Genomic DNA, 17,618 nt, shown 5'->3' on the forward strand with positions numbered 1-17,618 from the left:
GTTATAAAGGTTTGAAGAATTTAAAAGCATATACCATTGGCAGTTTTCCTTCCATTCCCCGGATATAGAAACGGCCATCTTTTTCAATTGTGTTACTAAAACAGTTATAGGGAGAATAATCAAATTCCTGGAATACCTGCAACTGCAATCCCTGCGCGGTTAATGCCGTAACTATTTCACTCAGCGGATGGTTCCAGGAATAGGACGTGTTCCGGATGCCGCTGCCGCCATCGGTATAAGTCCCGGTTGTTTCTTCCACAATGGTTTGGGTGTTAAAATAGCTGTAGATGATCTCTTTAATGTTGTCGTCAAACATCCAAATAACAGGATGAAAATCCGCCATCACGAATGATCCGCCGGGCTTCAGAAAATGATTTACTACAGCGGCCCATTTGTCGAGGTCCGGCAGCCAGCCAATAGTGCCGTAAGAGGTGAATACGATGTCGAAAGCGCCTTCCAGGTGATGGGGTGCGCTATAAAGGTCGCAGCAAATGAAGCGGGCTTTTTTCTCCAATCCGGATTTAATAGCGAGTTCGTTTGCCAAAGTAATGGCTGCATCGGAAAGGTCCACTCCTGTTACCGTGGCGCCCATCCTGGCAAGCGATAAGGTATCTTGTCCGAAGTGGCATTGCAGATGAAGGATCTCCTTTTCCTGTACCGTTTCAAGTAAGCGCAATTCTATCTCTTTCAGTGAATTTTTTCCACTGAGGAAGCCGGGCAGGTCATAAAAATCAGACTTAACGTGAACGCCCGTACGTTTATTCCAGAGCTCTTTGTTTGTTGAAAGATAATCAGGCAATGGGTCCATGACCATAGTATTTAAAGGGTACCTTAAAAGTTCTTCGATTCGCGGTGGAAGGGATAATACAGGTTATCCAAAAATAAAAGGTTTCCGTTAATGGAAACCTTTTATTTTTTAGCGGGATATTTCTTTTTAAATCACTACCAGTTCATAAAAATCGCCTGGCGTAAAATATTGTTTGGCCAGCTGCTGCAATTCTTCAGCGGTAATGGTTTTGATTGTTTTGATGTTATTATAGAAGTAATTCTCGTCCAGGTCGTTCAGGATGAGGTTTTTCCAGCGTTGGATCAGCTGGAAAGCGCCATCCAGGTCGCCGAGAATGGAACCGATCATATAGTTACGAACGAGGTCCAGTTCCTCTTTGGGCACCGGTTCGTTCTGCAGGCGGAGCAGTTCCTTGTAAATTTCATCGATGGTAGCTTCGCAAACATCGCGGCCAGCCTCTGTTTGAATATTCAGGGCACTGGTTTGACGGAAGTTATACAGCTGTGAATAAATGCCGTAGGTATACCCTTTTTCTTCGCGGATGTTGCTCATCAGGCGGGAACCAAAGTAGCCGCCAAAGATGGTGTTTAACACCAGCATCTTCGGAAAATCGGGATGGTAGCGGTTCGGGAAATGACGGGCCACACGCACAGCGCCCTGTACCCCATTCTCGTCATTAAAGATCCTGAATTTTTTCTCTTCTGCCGGCTGTATTGGCAGATCGAGTTTAACGAGATGTGTATCCCCGTTCCACTGGGTGGTACCAAAATATTGGTTCAGCAACGGAATCATGTTGGCGGGCAGATTACCAGCCACAAAGATTTTACAGTTGTTGTAAGTATAGTGCTTTTTATAGAACGCCTGCAGTCCTTCAGATTGCAGTGCGTCATATGCCATCATGGAGCTTACGCGGCCATATGGATGGAATTCCCCGAACAGGTATTTATCAATGAAGCGGTTGCCAACAAAATCGCATTTAAGCAGGTTTACCGCCAGCTTTTGTTTCTGGTTCTGCTTATACAGGTTCAGCTCTTCTTCCGGGAATATTGGGTCCAGGATCACTTCCTGCAGCATGGGCAGCAGTACTTCCGTGTGCTTGGTGAGGCAGTGAAGCGTATAGGTTGCATTTTCATGGTATGCATTACGGTTTAGGTAAGCGCCGTGATAGTCGATGTTTTCATTGATTTGTTGCGACGTATGTTTGCTGGTACCATTTTTCATAAGAAAGTTGGTAGCTGTGGCTTCCAGGCTTTCGCTCTCATACCAGCTGCCGGCAGGGAATACCAGCTCCAGCTGTAATGTTTCCTGTTCGTCAGATTTCATTACGTATACAGGGATGCCATTGTCCAGGGTGAACTGTTCATATGGCTTCAGTTTTATATCGAAATCCACCGCATCTTTAATGGGAGGGGCAATCGTTCTGTTCATCGAGTCTTATTTAAAGGGTGAGGGCCGAAAACAAGCCACTGCACTAATTTGCAGCGTAATAGTAAATGGTATTTGAATTCTTCTCATCAAAAAGCAGTTTCGCTTCCTCATGTATTTCTGCTGCGGTTACCACTTCATAATTTTCAAATTCGTGGTTCATCAGTGCGGCATCGCCCAGCAGCTCATAAAATGCCAGGTTGTTGGCTCGGTTGAGTAAGCTCATGTCTTCAAAGGCCAGCAAGCTTTCCACGCGGTTTTTTACTTTTTGCAGTTCTCTTTCTGAGATGACTTCCTGTTGCAGTTTTTCCAGTTCCTGCTGAATAGCTTTTTCTGCATCTTTCATTTTTACTCCTTTTACCAGTTTACCTTCTATGGTCAGTAAGCCGGCATCGAGGCTGCCAAAATGATAGCATTCAATATTGCTGAATAGCTTTTTTTCTTTTACCAGTACCTGGTTCAGGCGGGAGGAGCTGCCACCACCAAGGATGTCGGAGATGAGATCCGCCGCGTAGTAACGTTTGTCGGTGCGGGCGTACATGTGGTAGCATTTATACAATGCATCCAGCGGCACATTGGCTTTTACTTCCAGTTTATGTGCTGCTGTTTGCGCGGGTTCAACCGGCAGGTTGCGATGATATTTTTCGCCGGAAGGGATATCGCCGAACCATTTTTCTGCGAGGGCTTTCACCTGCTCTACGGTGACGTTGCCGCCTACAGAGAGGATCGCGTTTGCCGGGCGGTAATACTTAAAGAAAAATGCTTTCACATCTTCCAGTTTAGCATTCTCAATATGTGATAATTCTTTACCGATGGTCATCCAGCGATAGGGATGGGTGCTGTACGATAGCTCGCGCATTTTGTGCCATACATCTCCATAAGGTTTATTGATATAATGTTCTTTAAACTCTTCCGATACAACTTTGCGTTGCACATCCAGGCTTTTTTCATCAAAGGCCAGGGAGAGCATGCGGTCACTTTCCAGCCAGAAACCGGTTTCAATATTTTCTGCCGGAAGCTGAATGTAGTAGTTGGTCAGATCGCTGGTGGTGTACGCGTTATTTTCGCCACCAGCCATTTGTAACGGCTCATCGTACGAGGGAATATTGATGGACCCACCAAACATCAGGTGTTCAAACAGGTGGGCGAAGCCCGTTTGTGCCGGATTTTCATCTCTCGCTCCCACATCATACAGCACATTTATTACCGCCATCGGCGTCGTATGGTCTTCGTGAACAATTACCCTCAGTCCGTTTGCCAGCGTAAACTTATTATAATGGATCATATCTTTTTATTGGTCAATATGGTAAAAATAGGGAATTACGGTAAGCTTTCAGCCCAAAGCGGCAAAAAGCTACTCCAGGTACAGTTCCTTCTTGTCGTAATTAATGGTAAGCGTATAGTCTTTCCAGATATCGTACCCAATGGAGCCGGCTACTTCTGTAAATACGCCGAGGTCGTCTATATCCTTGCTGTAGCTCACCGGTACATTGGGGATACTGCGGCCGCCCATTTCCAGTGAGGGCACTGAACTATTGATGTAGTACAATACCTTCAGCATATCCTGTACGCGGTCTGTATTGATGGTGGGGAGCAGGGTGTTGAGTTTGTATTTATCTACATAAGGCCAGTTAAAAAGGATGCCATAGTCGCCGCCGGTGGTGATGTGATAGTGGCCGGGTAACCGGCGTCCATCGGGCAACTGGATGGAGGCATCAATAACCGGGGTGCTGAAATTAAGCTGAAAATGCAGCAGTCTGCCGGTATTGCCGGTGGGGGTTTTGCCGGCCTTGTACAGTACGAGTTGTTTGGCGCGGTAGTCTATTTTAACGATGTATAGCTTTAGCAAAGCGATTCCTATGATGCCGTCCACCGGCCCCAGGGTGCTGAGGTTTTCCAGGTATACTTTCACATAGGGTAACCGGAGTTCTTTGAGATAAAGGGCATTTAGTGTAGCCAGTTCTGTTTTGGCCATCGCATTGTTGGTGCCGGTTAAAAAGGCGTTGCCGGCATTTCTCAGCTGTAGTTTAGCGGCGGTAGCGAGATTCATTACCGTTACTTCTGCCCCGCTGTCGAAAATAAAATGCAGGGTATCCGTACTACCGGAAACGGTAACAGGAATGATCAACTGGCGGTTTACCAGTTCAAAGGGAATGACGGCTACCGGTTTGCTGTTATCTGTTGCTGCTGCTGATGAGCCTCTGCGCTGGGCATGGGCAGGCATTAGGGCATAGCTGAATACGATGGTTACTGTCAATAAAAAGCGCCACATGACACAAATAACGTCAAAGAATACTTTTTATTGGCAATTTTTTAATGAGGAGTTCTTTATCCCGGCTTACCAGGCAGGTAGCGCGGGTGCCGATGTTTTTCAGTAATTCACGGAACAGCTGAAGGTTTGGGCCCAGGTTATTATTGATACCCATGATAATATCGCCTGTCCGGAAGCCGGCTTTTTCCGCAGGTGATCCCTTGATAATATCGGTTACTTCTACCTTTCCGTCGATCAGGTAGATGATCAAACCGGTGTAGGAATAGTCGAACATATCACGGAAATGCGTGTTGGGCAGCATGTATATTTCCTTTTTGCTGTAGTTGAGGGTGATATTGAAGCGGCGAAGCAAATCGTTTCCTATCATTCCGCCAAGAAAAGGATAAGCGGTAACGTTACTTTTATCGTCAAACACATAAGTAGGCACATTCCGGAAACTATAGTTGCCGATGCGGAATTCATTTACCGTGGTGAGCGACATGGTCATCTTCCCTCCCAGGCCCTGTGCTTCTGTTTGTATGATCTTTTTGGTGCGGCGTTTTTTGCCTTGTAATACGCTGCTGTCGTTTACAAACTGGGACGACAGCAACAGGCACATGCCGGCGCCGGTGTCGAAATAATAGCGGTTGGTGATGGTGCGCACAGCATTCTTCAGCGGAGCGGATATCAAGGGGATCTGTGTAAGAGAAGGGCGCAGCAGTTGACCTCCCCTGGGATAAGTATATTTTCCTTTGGAGTAAATAATAATTTCTTCCGTGTCGTAGTCTATTGTAACGATATACCGGCTGAGTAAGCTATACCCGATGATGCCGTCTACCTGTATGCCGTACACCTGGCTGATCAGTTCATAATCGTTAATGTGGAAATCAAGGCTGTCTACCTTTAATCCCGGGAGCTTCAGGGAGTGGCGCCGTGCAAAGGATACCGGTTTGGAACTGCCCAGTCCTTTAATGATCCGGTCGGAAGGTTCCATGCTTATACCCAGCCTGAGGCAGGTGGTGGTATCAAGTGAAATGCCTGCGCTGCCGGTGTCGAGAATGAATTGAAGTGTGTCAGGATAATTGCTGACCAGTGCCTGGATGACTACTACTCCCCCGTAATATTGCTTGAAGTGAAAGCGCGTGAGCAGCACGGCATCGCGAGTACTATCGTTTTCAGGCGTGGCATTTCCGGCTTGGGTGCTCATCGATATACCGGCGGCTGCCAGAAGCAGCATAACGTGTAACAGAATTGGTCTAAGCATACTTGGTTGATGCAGGGGATGTGTATACCTATAAATTTAACATTAAATAGTGTTCGTATAAAATATTTTTATTACAGGCGGTTAATTGCCTAAATACTACCTTTGTCAAAGTTATTCAGGGTTAGAAATATAGCACATGGAACTTCAGGATTTATACAAAAAGGCGCAGAACTTTGAGTTTCTGACAGCAGCAGAGGGCGTTTACCTGTTTGAAAATGCTCCGCTGGCAGAATTGATGGAAATAGCGAATGAGTTACGCAAGCAGCAGGTTCCGCATGGAAAGGTAACCTGGCAGATCGACAGGAACGTAAATACCACCAATGTATGCACGGCCAACTGCAAGTTTTGTAACTTTTACCGCATTCCCGGCCATAAAGAGGCCTATATTACGCCAATTGAAGAGTACAAAAAGAAGATCGAGGAAACCCTTAAGTATGGCGGCGATCAGCTGCTGTTACAGGGCGGGCACCACCCGGAACTGGGTCTCAGCTTCTACGTAAATCTCTTCAGGGAACTGAAACAATTATATCCTGCATTAAAATTACATACCCTCGGGCCCCCCGAAGTAGCACATATCACCAAACTGGAAAAAAGCACCCATATAGAAGTGCTCCGTGCCCTGCAGGAAGCGGGTATGGATAGTCTTCCCGGTGCTGGCGCTGAAATACTGAACGACCGTGTACGCCGCCTGATCTCCAAAGGAAAGTGCGGTGCGCAGGAGTGGCTGGATGTAATGCGTGCGGCACACAAGCTGAACATTGCCTCTTCGGCAACCATGATGTTTGGTCACGTGGAAACCGTGCTGGAACGTTTTGAGCACCTGGTGGATATCCGGCAGGTACAAAGCGAAAAGCCGGAAGGACACTATGGCTTTACCGCGTTTATTCCCTGGACTTTCCAGGACGTGGATACCCTGCTGGCAAGGATCCGTGGCGTACACAACATGACTACCTCGGAAGAATATATCCGCATGATCGCCATGAGCCGCATCATGCTGCCGAATATTAAAAATATCCAGGCATCCTGGTTAACCGTGGGTAAACAGGTGGCGCAGCTTTGCCTGCATGCCGGCGCCAACGATTTTGGCTCTATCATGATCGAGGAAAACGTGGTAAGCGCTGCCGGCGCCCCGCATCGCTTCACCTACCTGTCTATGCAGGAGGCGATCCGCGAAGCCGGTTTTGAACCGCAGCTGCGCACGCAATTGTACAAATTCAGAGAGCTGCCTGCCGCTATTGAGGAGCAGGTGATCAACTACTAATGCAGCGGAGGTTGTCTTACTCAGGATTACGCTGATTAGCTTTTGGAGATTTGGGGAGAATTTAGCGGAGGTTGTCCTTCTCAGGATTACGCTGATTAGCTTTTGGAGATTTGGGGAGAATTTAGCGTAGGTTGTCCTTCTCAGGATTACGCTGATTTTATGATTAGATTTTTGGGATTTTGGAAGATTGGTTGGGATAACAGGGTTGGATAAAGATTGCTTAAAGATGGACGGTGAAATGCTTTGTGTATACTTTGTTTATGCTTAGTATATGCTTAGCGCATGCTTAATACATGCAGTTAACACGGAGGTGATGTGAAGGTGACGTGGACTTGATGCCAGGATCGTTTACCACAGGGCTTTACAGGCGGAATTTTTTCGGGCGTTATACACAATACTACCCTATAAGAGAAACGGCATGCTAATATACCGGTGAAAGTGAGTGAACGGCATTCAATAAATCCTGGTTGTTAAATGCCGCTCAGCTTTTTAAATTATTTAAGAAATAGCAACAGGGAAAGCCGTTTAAATTCACTAAATTTTCCGGAAATCCTGTAAAAGGCTAAAAATATACCAATATTCCATAGAAAATACCGGATACCAAATTAATTAAAATCCGGCCAGTGCCTTCATCTTCCAAAATCCTTCTAAAATCAAAATAGTATCAGCAAAATCAGCGTAATCAGTGTCCAAGACAACCTCCTCTCCCATCTCCGCAAATCCCAAAAATCTAATCATAAAATCAGTGTAATCCTGAGAAAGACAACCTACGCTAAATTCTCCCCAAATTTCCAAAAGCTAATCAGCGTAATCCTGAGAAAGACAACCTACGCTAAATTCTCCCCCAAATTTCCAAAAGCTAATCAGCGTAATCCTGAGTAAGACAACCTCCGCTGTGCATAAACTATTCATTAGCAAATTATTAACAAGTCTCAAAGATTTGTTAAAACTGCGGGGGTGATGTTACAAATCGCTCTGTTCCACGTCTAACAGATACAAACTAACTAATCAAACTAAAGGAGGGAATATGAAAAAGCTGGGTCTTATCATGGCAGGATTTGCAATCATCGCCATGGCAGCCTGTTCAAGCACCAAAGTAACGTCTTCCTGGCGTTCCAATGATGCACAGCAACTGCAAAAGGATAACAAAATAATGGTAATGGCGCTGGTACCTCAGAGAGATCGTACCCTGCGCAGCCAGATGGAAAATTACACCGTATCGGAACTGAGAAGAAAGGGATATAATGCCATGTCTGCACTGCAGACCTATGGCCCCAACGACATGGCTAAAATGACGGAAAAGCAGGTGTTGAAGCAATTACAGGGCAGTGATGTAAACCAGATCATGACCATTGTAATGCTGGATAAAGGCAGGGAAAGAAACTTTGTCCCCAGTTACTCACCTTACGGTTATTATGGCTTCTGGCCTTATTACTCTATGTGGTCATCCAGGATGTATGCTCCCGGATATTATACTTACAACACCAAGTATCAATGGGAAGCCAACCTGTATGATATGAAAAGCGGGCAAATGTTGTACTCTGTACAGTCACAGTCTTTCGATCCGCCAACAACAGAAAGAATGGCCGTATTATATGCACAACAGGTAGTAAAAGATATGGCTAAACAACAGTTGTTAGCAAAACAGTAACGGTAATAAATAGAGAATAAACAGCCGCTGGCTCTTAGTTTTTATACAATAAAGCTAAAGGTCAGCGGCTATTTACTGCCCGCAGGTTGGATTTTACGGGAAATCGGTGTAAGTTTAACGCCCTTTTAAATCCAGTTATGTTCGAAATAACCGTTAATGAAAACATATACCTCCGGCAGCTCCAGGTCCAGGATGCTCCTTTGGTATATAAACAACTGGATGCATCCCGTAAAAGCCTGCGCAGATTTTTACCCTGGGTAGATTATAATACCAACGAAGAACATTCCCTCCGCTTTATACAGTTGATGTTACGCAAAGCTGAAGAACAGGAAGCCATTGCGCTGGGCGTATGGTACAAGGAGCAGTTTTGCGGGGTCATTGATCTCCACGGATGGGATCACCAATTGCAGAAAGCAGAAATAGGATATTGGATAGGAGAAAGTTTTCAGCGGAAAGGCATTGCTACCGCCGCGTGCAAAGGACTTATTTCTTTTGCCTTCAAAAAACTCCACCTGAATAAGATAGAGATCCGCTTTGTATTGCAGAACGAACGTAGCGGGCAAATCCCAATCAGACTGGGATTTGCCAAAGAAGGAATATTGCGCCACAGCGCCAAACTGCACGGGCAGTATGTGGATATGGTGGTAATGGGTGTGTTGCGGCAGGACTGGAAATATTAGCTTTTCAGCTGCTTACGCACTTTACTGTGCTTCTTACCATAAAATTCATAGATCACCATACCTATCGCCATCCATACAATGAGGCGTAACCAGGTGTCCCAGGGCAGAAAAGCCATCATAACGGCACAGGTGATAATGCCCATTAATGGCACAAAGGGAACCCACGGTGTTTTAAATGCGCGCGGTGCATCCGGCATAGAATACCGCATTATCCAAACCCCTGCGCATACGATCACAAATGCGAGCAGGGTACCAATGCTGGTCATCTCCCCTACTACCCTTACCGGTACCAGTGCGGCAAACAAACTTACAAACACACAGAAAAGGATATTCGATTTCCAGGGAGTACGGTAACGGGGATGAACATCCGAAAATATCTTTGGCAGCAGCCCATCTTTAGCCATACTGTAAAACACCCTCGATTGTCCCCAGAGATCCACCAGGATCACGGAGGTATAACCCACTATGATGGCGAGGATAATCATTTGCCCAAGCCATTTGTAGGGTGTGTGCGCAATGGCAATAGCTACCGGTGCTGCGCTGTTTTTGAACTCTTTATAAGGCGCCAGTCCGGTGAGTACGTGGGAAAAGAGAATGAACAGGACCGTACATACCGCCAGTGATCCAAGAATGCCGATGGGCATATTACGCCGTGGATTTTTGGTTTCCTGGGCGGCGGTACTCACAATATCAAAACCGAGATATACAAAGAAGATGACACCTGCTCCGCGCAAAATACCGGATATGCCATATTCTCCAAAGGTGCCTGTGTTTTTAGGAATATATGGGGTGAGATTAGCCGGCTGTATATACTTCCAGCCCAGGGCGATAAAAACAAGTACTACGCCTACTTTAAGCGACACCACTACTGCGTTCCATATGGCCGAGCCTTTGGTGCCACGCATGAGGATCGCCGACATCAGGATAATGACCAATGCTGCAGGGAGATTGAAATAGCCGTGGGTGGTTACGCCGTTTGCCAGCGTGATGGTTTCAAACGGGGAGTGTGAAAACTGTGCGGGAATGTAAATTTTATATCCTGCAAGGAATGCGACCAGGTAATTGGACCAGCTGATAGCCACGGTGGCGGCTCCCACGGAAAATTCGAGCACCAGGTCCCAGCCTATTATCCAGGCAAGCCGCTCTCCCATTGTCGTGTAGGCGTAGGTGTATGCGCTGCCAGCCACCGGGATCATGGAGGCAAATTCGGCATAGCAAAGACCGGCAAAAGCGCAGCCAACACCAGCCACTATAAAGGAGAGTGTAACTGCCGGCCCGGCGTTATTGCCGGCTGCAGGTCCCGTAAGGGAAAATAATCCTGCACCGATAATAACGCCCAGGCCCAGCATCAGCAGCTGAAAGCCATTCAGCGTGCGTTTGAGGGTATCTTTACTTTCACTGGCCGACTCGTTGAGCAGCCATGATAAAGGCTTTTTGTAATTTTGGTTCATGTTATATACCCTACTGTTTTAGTAGACTGGTCCGCGAAAGTAGGATATATTTATGAATTTAAGCCAGATCGCAGATTCCTACTGCCTGGCGGAGCGATGCGATCTGGTCTTTATGGGCAGGAATAAACTCCTGGGCCACGTGGCCTTTAAAGCCGGTTTCGTAGATCGCTTTCATGATAGCCGGATAATACAGCTCCTGGGTTTCATCAATTTCATGACGGCCCGGTACACCGCCGGTGTGATAATGCGCAATATAATCGTGGTGGTCGCGGATATTACGGATTACATCCCCTTCCATGATCTGCATATGGTAAATGTCGTATAACAGCTTAAAATTGGGAGAACCCACTGATTTACACAGCTCTACACCCCAGGCGGTATGATCGCACTGGTAGTCGTGGTGATCTACTTTGCTGTTCAGCAGTTCCATTACCAGCGTTACCTTTTTCTTTTCTGCATAGCCGGTAATGCGTTGCAGGCCTTTGGTGCAGTTTTCAAGGCCCTGCTGATCACTCATGCCGTTACGGTTGCCGGAAAAGCAGATCAGGTTGGTGAAACCGGCTTTCGCGGTTTCATCTATATAATGTTTAAAATATTCTTCCAGTTTATCGTGGTGGGCTACGGTGTTAAATCCTTTGCCGATATTCCAATCCGGGCCGTTACTGGCCACCATAGCGGTGATCATGTCATTTTTCTTCAGGATGTCGAAGTCTTTCGGATCAACGAGGTCGATGGAATGAATGCCTATTTGTTTAGCAGCTTTACACAGTTCATCCAGTGGAATGTTATAACACCAGGCACATACCGAGTGGTTGATTTTGCCTTTTAGTTTTTCATCTACTGCCAGATCGTGTGCAGATACCCTGCTGGAGAGGGATGATAGCGCGGTGGATGCGAATGCCATTGTGGCTACTTTCTTAATCATATCGCGGCGTGAGTTTTCCTGATGCATAAAAAAGGTTTGCTTTAAAACTGCCATCAATGTAGGCGAAATTATGTTTACTTACAAGCTCCTGCCGCCTTTTTAACGGAAAAGAGCGTGGAAATACGGATTTTATTTTTTCCGTAGAACCAACCGCGCTCATCCCGCGTTTATATAGTAACTTACAGTTAGTTTAGAATTTGGTAAGTAATTTGTTTATGTATTGAAAAGCGGAGGTTGATATGGAAAAAAAATATACTCCCAGTTTATGGCTTTGCATCCTGATGGACGTGTTAGGATGCGCCAGTTACGCAGTTCCGGTATTAGGAGACGTCAGTGACTTTATCTGGGCCCCGATTTCTGCCATCATTTTCTACCGTATGTTTGGTGGCACGATTGGTACTTTCGGTAGTGTTTTTAACTTCATGGAGGAATTATTTCCAGGTACGGATTTTATCCCCACGTTTACCCTTTCCTGGATACTGAAGCGGGTAACGGCTCCAAGAAGAACGATGTCTATTTAAATTATTCTCTAAATAACAAGGGCATTATTAATCATACGGATTAATAATGCCCTTTTTTATATAGATGGTCAACTTAGAAGCCTCTTGGTCTCATGCCGCCGCGGCCACCTCCCGGAGGAAAACCCATCATACGGTTGCCTCTTTCACCTTTGCCGCTATTACCGCCAAACTTATTCAGGAAATAGGTGAAGCTCACCATGAAGTATTGCTGTAATACATTGCTCTGTACGTCCTGGATGTAGTTGTCTGCCACGGTGCGGGATACACTGATATATTGTCTCAACAGGTCAAATCCCTGGATCTTGATCATCCCCTGTTTCTTCGGAAATACATACTTTGATACGTTGGCGTTCCACATGGTGGAGGTTAGGTTATAACCCGGCTGCCGGCCACGGTTCATGGTACAGGTGATATCGCTGCCGATCAGGAAACCGAGCGGGAGATTGACATTGAAATCCGTGTTGATATTGTAATCCAGGTAGCGGGTATCACTTGCACCGGCGCTGGCCTGGGAGTAGTTGGTGGCATTGAAATTAATGCTGCCGCCCAGTGAAATATCAAACAATTCCTTGTACATATAGCTTACGTTGGCCGACTGTGATAACTGCAACGAATTGGTGTTGCTGTTAATGCCATTGCTCACAATTACATCTTTATTATAACTCACGGAAGTTCCTGTGTTCAGGTTTTGTCCCGGTGTTTTGGATAAGGGAATGGAGTTGTGTACCATACCCGAAATATTGTAATTGCCATTTACGTTTACCGGTTTCACGGTTTGCCTGCCGGTTTCGGGATCCAATGTAGTGGAGTTGATAATTTTATTCACCGTATAACCACCGTTCAACCGGGCAAACATGCCCCGGAAAGTGATGTTGTTAAACGAATTGTAGTTAACGCTCAGGTTATTGGTAAAAGATGGTTTCAGGTCCGGGTTACCCAGCTGTATATACAACGGGTTACTGTTGTCCGGAACGGGCGCCAGCTGTTGTACAGACGGTTGTTGTGTATTGCCGTTGTAGTTTATGCGTAACCGTTTGTTCTTGGAAAATGTATAGTTAAAAGATGCCTGTGGGGAGAAGTTAACCGTGTTTTGTGTGATCAGGCTATCTTTCCCCTTCAGGAATGAATAAGTATTATTATCAAGGCTGTTAAACAGCACATTCAGTCCTATGGAATAATCATATTTCAGTTTGTTGGTGCGTATAGCAAAGCCGGTCTGCTGGTTCAGGGTACTGTTGGTAAAAGAATTACTCAGCGAGTCGTTCATAATATTGTACTGTCCTTTCGCATCATCATAGTCGTAAGTATATTTTGTGCTGGTGCTGTTGTATTTCGTGATACCATAATTCGCTTCGAGGAAGCGATCCCTTCCCAACGGTTCTGTGTAGGTAACATTCACGCCTTCGTTGCGGCTATTGGTATTTATTTGATTGCGCTGGTTGAAGTTAACGATGCTGTCGGCTGAAACGTAATTGATACTTGACTTTACATAGTTCTCCTGGTCATTATCGCTGTTGTTGTAATTAAAGTTAAGGCTCAGTGTGCGGCCTGCTTTTCTAAACCGTTTGCGGAACAGCAGTGAGCCGCCATAATTTTCATTGTTGCCCTGGCCATCATTGTAAGTGAGTCCCCTGTTCAATGTATCCTTGTTGGTGTTCAGCGACAGGTTTTCTGTAACGCTGTAGTTGTTGCCGTTTGTAAGGGAATAGGTTGGTGAAAAGATCAGTGAATGAAAGGAGTCGATGGTATATTCCACCCTGGCAGAAAAGCGGTTGTTACTGTTATCTGTTTGGGAGGTGGAATTGGTATTGTCGTAGTTGGTGGTGGCGTTGCCTTGTTTATCGGTACTGAATGTTTGCTTGGCTGTTTTTTGTTCTGTATTATTCTTGGTATCATTAAAAAAGTAGCTGCCGTTCACGATCAGGTTTTTGCTGAAGTCCTGGTTGAAGTTCAGACCGGTGTTCCAGTTGCGGGTGATACCGCTGTTGTTGCCGCCACCCATGATCTGTTGCATACCTCTTCCACCGCCGCGGCCACCTCCTCTTCCGCCACCGGCAGAACTGAAGCTCATGGCATCCTGTTGGGTATAGCCCATATTGTTTACGTTGTTACCGCCCCCGAGCAACGACATCTGCTGGTTTTCCCTGAAGCGGTTTAAGCTAAGGGATACGCCATAGCGGTCGTCCGTACCATAGCCGGCAGTGGCGCGGCCAAACAGCCCTTTCTTTTTATCTTTTTTAATGGTGATGTTGATCGTTTTTTCTGTTTGCCCGTCGTCGATTTGTGTGAATTGAGCCTGGTCTGATTTACGGTCTATCAGCTGTACTTTGTCGATAATATTGGCTGGCAGGTTTTTGGTGGCCAGTTTCGGGTCGTTGCCAAAAAACGGTTTGCCATCTACCAGTACCCTGGTAACGGTTTCTCCCTGTGCGGTGATAGCGCCGTCTTTATCTACTGTAACGCCCGGAAGTTTCTTTAAAAGGTCTTCTACCATTGCATTTTCGCGGGTTTTAAATGCATCGGCATTAAATTCAAGGGTATCTTTCTTAACTACAATGGGTGGTTTTTCGTCCAGTATTTCTACGGCATTCAGGTTTACTCCTTTTAATATCATGGGGATGTTACCGAGGGATATTTCCTTATGGTCCTGGTTAATCTGCAATGATTTATTGATAGGTTTATAGCCCAGGAAGCTTACGTACAGCCGGTATGCGCCATCGGCGATGTTGGTCAGTTCAAAATTGCCTTTGTTGTCGGTCATAGTGGTGGTAGCAACGCTGGAGTCTTTTGCATTCAGTAGCACTACCGTGGCAGCGGGCATGGCATCCCTGGAGGTAGAGTCAGTCAGTTGGCCTTTAATCTTTCCTTGTTGGGCCTGGGCCTGGACATGTATAATGCCCAAACCCAGTACCAGCAAGAGTTGTATAAGTTTCTTCATATATGAATTTAACAGGAAAGGGGGAAGTTAGGATGAAATTTATTTATTGTTGTTGCCGCTTACGTAATTTCTCCATTTCCTGTCTTCTGATTTCTCTCATTTGTTCGGGGCTCACTTTTTCTGCACCGGCAGGGATGCTGAGATCCGCATCTGTTACAGCTTTCAGGCTAATGTTTTTTGCGGTGAAAGCGCGTTTGCCGCCTTCTGCTGAAAGCACAACGGCATTGCTGTCGGGTAATAATCCGTTCACCGGGGAGAAGGTGAAGGGTAATTCGGTGGTGTACCAAACGGTGTACGTATCGTCTTTCAGCTGTATGGTGGCCTTTTTACAGGTATAGCCTGCAATTTTTTTTGTTTTGTCGGACGACTTGTTATTAGCGGTAAAGATGAAATCTTCTTCTGTGTAATAAGTTTTCTTATCATCACCAAAGGTGCTAAACACCTGTTCATACTTCTTATTGGCCAGGTCTACATACTGGGCGTTGCCACCCCGTCCCATGCCCATACCCATACCACCTGGACCTTGTCTGCGCCGGGTGCTGGTATCTCCGTCGGGGCGCTGCCTTCTGCCGCCGAAGCCGCCGCCTTCCGGGCGCTCGGTGGTGAGCTTACCGAGGTTATTGCTGAAAGTAAATACCTGTTTGAAGGTGATAACATCCGGAATTTCGGGTGCATCGTCGCCACCGCGCTGGAATCCGCGCATGCGTTCGGGATCTGTTTTGGCGGTTACTTCATATTCTATCACTCCTGATTGCTGCGCATATACCTGGCTGGTAGCAGATAGCAGCGTGGCTGCTGCGATGAATAAACGGATAGTTCGGTTCATACCTGATTGATTTTAGTACAAATGTGAATCTTCGTCTTCATTTTTTGGGTTAAAAAGCTTTATTTACTGTTATTTACTGTTAAGAGCTGTCTGTAAGCGTTAATCTTCCTTATTTACTGTTAATTACTGTTAAGGGATTGCCTTCTTTTCCCCGTGGAATGGATAGTTTTGTAAGGATCTTAAAATCTTTCATGCGACAAAGAATCAGAAATATTCTCATCCTCATGTCTGTCTGTATCCTCGGAATATTTCTGTTCCAGGGGTACTGGCTATACAATTCATACAAATTAAGAGAGGAACAGTTCAATAAAGAGATCAATGAATCGCTGCGGATGGCTGTGTTTAATAAGCAGTTTTCCGATGTGCGCCGCTATATCCGTTATTACGGTAAAGATAAAGATTCGTTGAAGTCGCCCATGCGCGGACTGGCTGATCAGCTGGAAGAAATAGGCATGCCTAAGGGCAGGCGCTTCAAGGGGCAGCATTTCGACCGCTACCCCGAGCGACCTCCGGCAGCCGCTTTCAAGGGCGATTCTTCCAGCAGGATATATGTGGATACACTGGCCAGGCAGATCTCCGAGTTCCTCATTACCAGCAACTTACACGACGATAGTACCAATCTTAAAAAACTGGACTCCGTATTCAAAGTGGAGCTGGCTAACCGCCAGATTGCCACACCCTATGAACTGGATACCTTTCATCTGAACTACAGTGGTTTTGAAAGGGAAACGTTCAGAGACAGCATCCGCCGGAGAGAGCCCAGGCAAACGGCTAAAATTCCTTTTAACCCCGCCAGCAACTTGTTCGTACAGGCCAGCTTCGATTCCCCCCTGCAATTTATTTTACAGAAGATGATCTGGACCCTGCTCAGCTCACTGGTATTACTGGTGCTTACCACCCTCAGTTTTATTTATATGCTCAGAACAATTCTCAAGCAGAAAAAGCTGTCGGAAGTAAAAAATGATTTTATCAACAACATGACGCATGAGCTGAAAACGCCTATTGCTACCGTATCTGCGGCAGTGGAAGCGTTACAGAACTTCAATGCACTGAACGACCAGCGTAAAACACAAACGTACCTGGATATATCAAAAAATGAATTGCAGCGCTTATCAGATCTCGTGGAAAAAGTACTGCATATTGCTGCCGAAGAAAAAGAGGATATTGAATTGTTCCGGGAGGAAACAGACCTGAATGAAGTAATTGACAACATCCTTTCCAACCATCAGCTTAAAGCAGGAAAGCAGCTACAGTTACGCTATGATAATAACCTGGCCGGCAAAGCCGTATTTGTTGATAAAACGCACCTGGCCAGCGCGATTAATAATCTCGTGGATAATGCGATTAAATATTCCGGCGAACACGTACAATTATACCTTCAAACCAGTATGGAAAACGGTATCTTAAAGATCCGGGTAAAAGATAGCGGTATTGGTATCCCGAAGGTATACCAGGGCAGCATCTTTGATAAGTTTTTCAGGGTGCCTACCGGCAACCTGCACAACGTAAAGGGTTTTGGCCTGGGATTAAGTTATGTGCGGAAAATAGTGGAAATGCATGGCGGCTCCATACATGTGCAAAGTGAACCGGACAAAGGCAGCGAATTTACCATTATCATCCCTTCTGCTTAACCATATA

At 45.9% G+C, this 17,618-nt stretch carries 14 protein-coding genes; 5 read left to right on the forward strand and 9 right to left on the reverse strand.

What is annotated here, in order from left to right:
- Position 1: 1 nt before the first annotated feature.
- From AB6805_RS07965 to AB6805_RS07985, 5 genes are all read right to left on the reverse strand, one after another.
- Complete coding sequence (locus tag AB6805_RS07965) at positions 2–808, reverse strand: class I SAM-dependent methyltransferase (RefSeq protein ID WP_370908904.1); 807 nt, start codon at positions 806–808, stop codon at positions 2–4.
- A gap of 126 nt (positions 809–934) precedes the next feature.
- On the reverse strand, positions 935–2,215 hold the full coding sequence (locus AB6805_RS07970) for a M16 family metallopeptidase (RefSeq protein ID WP_370908905.1): 1,281 nt from the start codon (positions 2,213–2,215) through the stop codon (positions 935–937).
- A gap of 43 nt (positions 2,216–2,258) precedes the next feature.
- Positions 2,259–3,497 carry a M16 family metallopeptidase gene (locus AB6805_RS07975; protein WP_370908906.1) on the reverse strand — a complete coding sequence of 413 codons (1,239 nt, stop codon included), beginning with the start codon at positions 3,495–3,497 and terminating at the stop codon, positions 2,259–2,261.
- 69 nt (positions 3,498–3,566) lie between these two features.
- Complete coding sequence (locus AB6805_RS07980; RefSeq protein ID WP_370908907.1) at positions 3,567–4,484, reverse strand: aspartyl protease family protein; 918 nt, start codon at positions 4,482–4,484, stop codon at positions 3,567–3,569.
- Positions 4,485–4,497: 13 nt separating this feature from the next.
- A complete protein-coding gene (locus AB6805_RS07985; protein WP_370908908.1) occupies positions 4,498–5,700 on the reverse strand; it encodes an aspartyl protease family protein in 1,203 nt (400 codons plus the stop codon).
- Between the two features lie 163 nt (positions 5,701–5,863).
- Between AB6805_RS07985 and mqnC the strand changes: the two genes are divergently transcribed.
- From mqnC to AB6805_RS08000, 3 genes are all read left to right on the forward strand, one after another.
- Positions 5,864–6,988, forward strand: coding sequence for a cyclic dehypoxanthinyl futalosine synthase (mqnC, locus tag AB6805_RS07990; protein WP_370908909.1), 1,125 nt, complete (start codon positions 5,864–5,866; stop codon positions 6,986–6,988).
- A 1,048-nt stretch (positions 6,989–8,036) separates the two neighbouring features.
- Complete coding sequence (locus AB6805_RS07995) at positions 8,037–8,639, forward strand: hypothetical protein (protein WP_370908910.1); 603 nt, start codon at positions 8,037–8,039, stop codon at positions 8,637–8,639.
- A gap of 137 nt (positions 8,640–8,776) precedes the next feature.
- Positions 8,777–9,319 carry a GNAT family N-acetyltransferase gene (locus tag AB6805_RS08000; RefSeq protein WP_370908911.1) on the forward strand — a complete coding sequence of 181 codons (543 nt, stop codon included), beginning with the start codon at positions 8,777–8,779 and terminating at the stop codon, positions 9,317–9,319.
- On the opposite strand, the gene AB6805_RS08005 is transcribed toward AB6805_RS08000, so the two are convergent.
- Together AB6805_RS08005 and AB6805_RS08010 are read right to left on the reverse strand one after the other, a co-directional pair.
- Positions 9,316–10,770, reverse strand: coding sequence for an amino acid permease (locus AB6805_RS08005; RefSeq protein ID WP_370908912.1), 1,455 nt, complete (start codon positions 10,768–10,770; stop codon positions 9,316–9,318). The two genes, AB6805_RS08000 and AB6805_RS08005, sit on opposite strands and share 4 nt — an antisense overlap.
- 58 nt (positions 10,771–10,828) lie before the next feature.
- Complete coding sequence (locus tag AB6805_RS08010) at positions 10,829–11,722, reverse strand: hydroxypyruvate isomerase family protein (RefSeq protein ID WP_370908913.1); 894 nt, start codon at positions 11,720–11,722, stop codon at positions 10,829–10,831.
- A gap of 212 nt (positions 11,723–11,934) precedes the next feature.
- Here AB6805_RS08010 and AB6805_RS08015 point away from each other — a divergent pair, with 212 nt between their 5' ends.
- A complete protein-coding gene (locus tag AB6805_RS08015; RefSeq protein ID WP_370908914.1) occupies positions 11,935–12,216 on the forward strand; it encodes a hypothetical protein in 282 nt (93 codons plus the stop codon).
- A 73-nt stretch (positions 12,217–12,289) separates the two neighbouring features.
- Here the strand turns inward: AB6805_RS08015 and AB6805_RS08020 are convergent, their stop codons facing one another.
- Together AB6805_RS08020 and AB6805_RS08025 are read right to left on the reverse strand one after the other, a co-directional pair.
- The gene (locus AB6805_RS08020) at positions 12,290–15,154 is read right to left on the reverse strand and encodes an outer membrane beta-barrel protein (protein WP_370908915.1); all 2,865 of its coding nucleotides are present in this window, start codon (positions 15,152–15,154) and stop codon (positions 12,290–12,292) included.
- 43 nt (positions 15,155–15,197) lie between these two features.
- On the reverse strand, positions 15,198–15,980 hold the full coding sequence (locus AB6805_RS08025; RefSeq protein ID WP_370908916.1) for a GLPGLI family protein: 783 nt from the start codon (positions 15,978–15,980) through the stop codon (positions 15,198–15,200).
- 191 nt (positions 15,981–16,171) lie between these two features.
- On the opposite strand from AB6805_RS08025, the gene AB6805_RS08030 reads away from it, so the two are divergent.
- Entirely contained in the window at positions 16,172–17,611 is a 1,440-nt protein-coding gene (locus tag AB6805_RS08030; RefSeq protein WP_370908917.1) for a sensor histidine kinase, read from the forward strand.
- Positions 17,612–17,618 lie beyond the last annotated feature (7 nt).

Source organism: Chitinophaga sp. RCC_12 (assembly GCF_041360695.1).
Taxonomy (GTDB): domain Bacteria; phylum Bacteroidota; class Bacteroidia; order Chitinophagales; family Chitinophagaceae; genus Chitinophaga.